This is a genomic window from Congzhengia minquanensis (assembly GCF_014384785.1).
Classification (GTDB): domain Bacteria; phylum Bacillota; class Clostridia; order UBA1381; family UBA9506; genus Congzhengia; species Congzhengia minquanensis.
Genome location: NZ_JACRSU010000013.1, coordinates 1 through 2,973 on the forward strand (window position 1 = coordinate 1; position 2,973 = coordinate 2,973).

Genomic DNA, 2,973 nt, shown 5'->3' on the forward strand with positions numbered 1-2,973 from the left:
TGCCCGCTGATGTCTGTAAATTTACATTCTGCCATTTTTATTTCCTCCCTTATCAACTGTTTAAACTTTTCCCACAGCGCCCAGTTATTTGCGCTCATTGAGGCCGGACAGTTCTTTCTGCTTGCATCATAGTGACGCACAACCCGGGACGCGTCAATCCCTAACTGCTTCATCAAATATTTCGTCAGCTCCGCAGCTTTCAGGTACGCCGTGTCGTAGTTTCCGTCAGCGTTTACACAAATTTCAATGCCGACGGAATTTTGGTTTGTAATGCCGTATTTGCCCTTGCCGTCCCCCACGTGCCAAGTGTAATATTTTGTGTAATCATTCACCTGCAAAACGGTTTTGTCGTCCACAAAAAAGTCCGCCGAGCTGTTTCGGTTTCCGCCGTTAAAATAGTTAAAATGCGCCTGCGCATTCGCACCCTTTGATTTGTTCCCCGTGTCATGGATAACGATATACTTAATCGCGCCGCTCCGCGCAACACGATTATACGCTATCTGCTTCTTTTCAATCTGCATTTTCCACTTCCTCCTTTATGCTAAGCTAAAAGTCCAGTTTGGTTTCGTTCCAATTAATTCTGCCCATTCGCTGTCCGTAAACGCGTTATTCTTTGCCGCTTGGCTAAATGTAATTGTTTGCCCCTCCGCTGTGTCTGACAATGCTTGAACAATACTCGTAATACTTTCTTTTTTTAGCACCACCGACCAGCTTAAATTTGTGCTTCGCCGAATAACGCCCTCAATGCGGATATGTTCCAGCTTTTTAGCATTTTCAAAACTCTTATCCGCAAACCCCGCCGAATCCATTTCCGGCATAATTACTTTTTCTACGCTTACAAGCTCCTTCGCGCTCGAAAAAATATAGGACAGGCTTGCCGACTGCGCTGACGAACAGTCTACCACGCCAATGTACTTAATTGTAGAATTGGAGCATAAATAATAAAAGCTAGTGCATTTAGAAAAATCGACATCAACTCCTATTGTTTGTGGTCTGATGTCAACAATACGTGAGCTGCTAAACATACTTGTCGGTGTTACAGGCTCTATGTTATATTTTGGCTTAAATACGCTCTGCGTCCACCCGACACCAGCAAACGCGTAGGCATAGTATGTCATGTTCCCGTTTTCTTGATAAACGTCCCAAAATGTATCATATTCACTCTTTTTCCCCGCCTCAAACACAGCTTGCTCATTTTCAGCTATCTTAGCCAATTTCTCCGCTATGCTCATTTGCTTTCGTCACCGCCTCATATTCCGCGTCCGTAATTTCGCGAAAACTTTCCGCCGTCAATCCCTCGGCAAGGTAAATCTCCTTGCCGTAAATTTCGCCATTGGTTAAAACTTTTCCCTCGTCTGCATACAATATCATTCTTGTGGTCATGCCTGTCCCTCCTTTACACTAAACTAATTGTCCAATTGGGCTTTGTTCCAATTAATTCTGCCCACTCGCTGTCCGTAAATGCCACCTGTTTCGCCGCGGCGTTTACCGTCAGGGTTTTCCCCGTCACTGTACCAGACAGCGCACCGATAATGCTCTCTATGCTCGCCTTTGTGAGCAGCGCACTGTCGGGAAATGAAATATCATTTCCAATTGTTCCCTCAATCGTTATGTCCTCTAAGGCGGTACAACCGGCAAACCAATTTGTATAAGTCACCTCGTCTGTAACGATTAACTTTGATATGGTTTTTAAAAGCGAAGCGCTTTGAAAAATCTGAGAATATCCAACCGCTCTAAAATCTATATCTACATCAATATGAGTACCGCGAAAATAATAAAAAGCCAGCTGCTGTTGCTGCCCCTTATACATTTTTATCGGGTACTTAGGATGAAATGTTGTATCATTCCAGCTCGAACCATAAAAGGCGAAACGATAAGATATTTTATTTCCGTTTTCTTGATAAACGTCCCAAAATGTATCATATTCACTCTTTTTCCCTGCCTCAAACACGGCCTGCTCATTTTCCGCAATTTGTGTCAGTTTCTCTGCTATGCTCATTCGCTCCCGCCTCCAATCAAGGCGTTTTGTATCGACAAAATCCCGTCTAAGGCGGTTTCAATCTCTCCGACAGTATCAGAAGAAGCCACGCCGCACCATTTCGTGCCGTTCCAAAAAATCATACTCCCAGCCGAAAATTTTTCAATCTTTGCAGGAAAGTTTGTCCCGTCCCAATAACCCAAGTAAAACGTCACTGTGTCGTCCATAGACGTTAATCCAAGTTCTTCTCCTCTAATAAAGTCGGGCAATCCGGTTGGGTTATATACCAATTTGCCTATTTTAGATCCGTTTTCAGTGTAAACGCACACATACCCTTCTGCAAAGGAAGTGCCATAAGGCTCAATGCAATTTTCTGGTGCGGTAAACTTAATCGGACCCAAAGGCAGAATTTCAGAAGGATATTCATTCGACATACTGAAAAACATATCCGAAGCTTTCCCCGTATATTTTTCCCCGTTCGCTATGTCGCTTGACACATAACAATACATTCCGAGTTTTGGAGTTGACGGAAGTCCTGCCCAGCTCGATACCACACCTCCCCAATTGGAATTAGTTACCGTCTCCGGCAGCCTCTCTACCGGAATTTTTCCACTTCCGTCCATTAACTGAAACTCATAAACCTGCAAGCTTCCCGGTACTTCGTTTGTGCCTGTTCCAAGCTGAACCGCGTCAATATACGTCCCCTTGCTCTCGTCAATCGGGGCCGCTTTTGCTCCTTTCCCGCCAGAAAAACCGCTTCCTGCAACCGCGCCACTTCCCACGGCGCCGCCGGCGTTTGCATAAGTGTCAAGCCCAGCTGCACCACCGCCGTTCTTTTCCGCCGCACGCTTTCCTATAACACCTCCATATGATGCATTAGCACCTGCGCCACCGGCAAACCCGCCATTGGTCTCTTTTGCATTTTTTCCAATTGCGCCGCCTTCTGTCGCTCCCGTGTTACCGACTGTTGTTGCTGCGCCTGCCTGAAAACCGCC

4 protein-coding genes and 1 pseudogene are annotated in these 2,973 nt (G+C 45.6%); all 5 read right to left on the reverse strand.

Annotated features, from left to right (window positions below; translation table 11 throughout):
* Positions 1-521 (reverse strand): peptidoglycan recognition protein family protein (locus tag H8698_RS13140; RefSeq protein WP_249313891.1); only part of this gene is annotated, 521 nt, incomplete at its 3' end.
* A gap of 15 nt (positions 522-536) precedes the next feature.
* The gene (locus H8698_RS13145) at positions 537-1,232 is read right to left on the reverse strand and encodes a hypothetical protein (protein ID WP_249313892.1); all 696 of its coding nucleotides are present in this window, start codon (positions 1,230-1,232) and stop codon (positions 537-539) included.
* Positions 1,207-1,383 carry a hypothetical protein gene (locus H8698_RS13150; RefSeq protein ID WP_249313893.1) on the reverse strand — a complete coding sequence of 59 codons (177 nt, stop codon included), beginning with the start codon at positions 1,381-1,383 and terminating at the stop codon, positions 1,207-1,209. The genes H8698_RS13145 and H8698_RS13150 overlap by 26 nt, the downstream gene beginning before the upstream one ends.
* Before the next feature lie 13 nt (positions 1,384-1,396).
* Entirely contained in the window at positions 1,397-1,999 is a 603-nt protein-coding gene (locus tag H8698_RS13155) for a hypothetical protein (protein ID WP_249313894.1), read from the reverse strand.
* A pseudogene (locus H8698_RS13160) lies at positions 1,996-2,973 on the reverse strand (hypothetical protein); the annotation flags it as partial. The pseudogene H8698_RS13160 and the gene H8698_RS13155, both read right to left, overlap by 4 nt.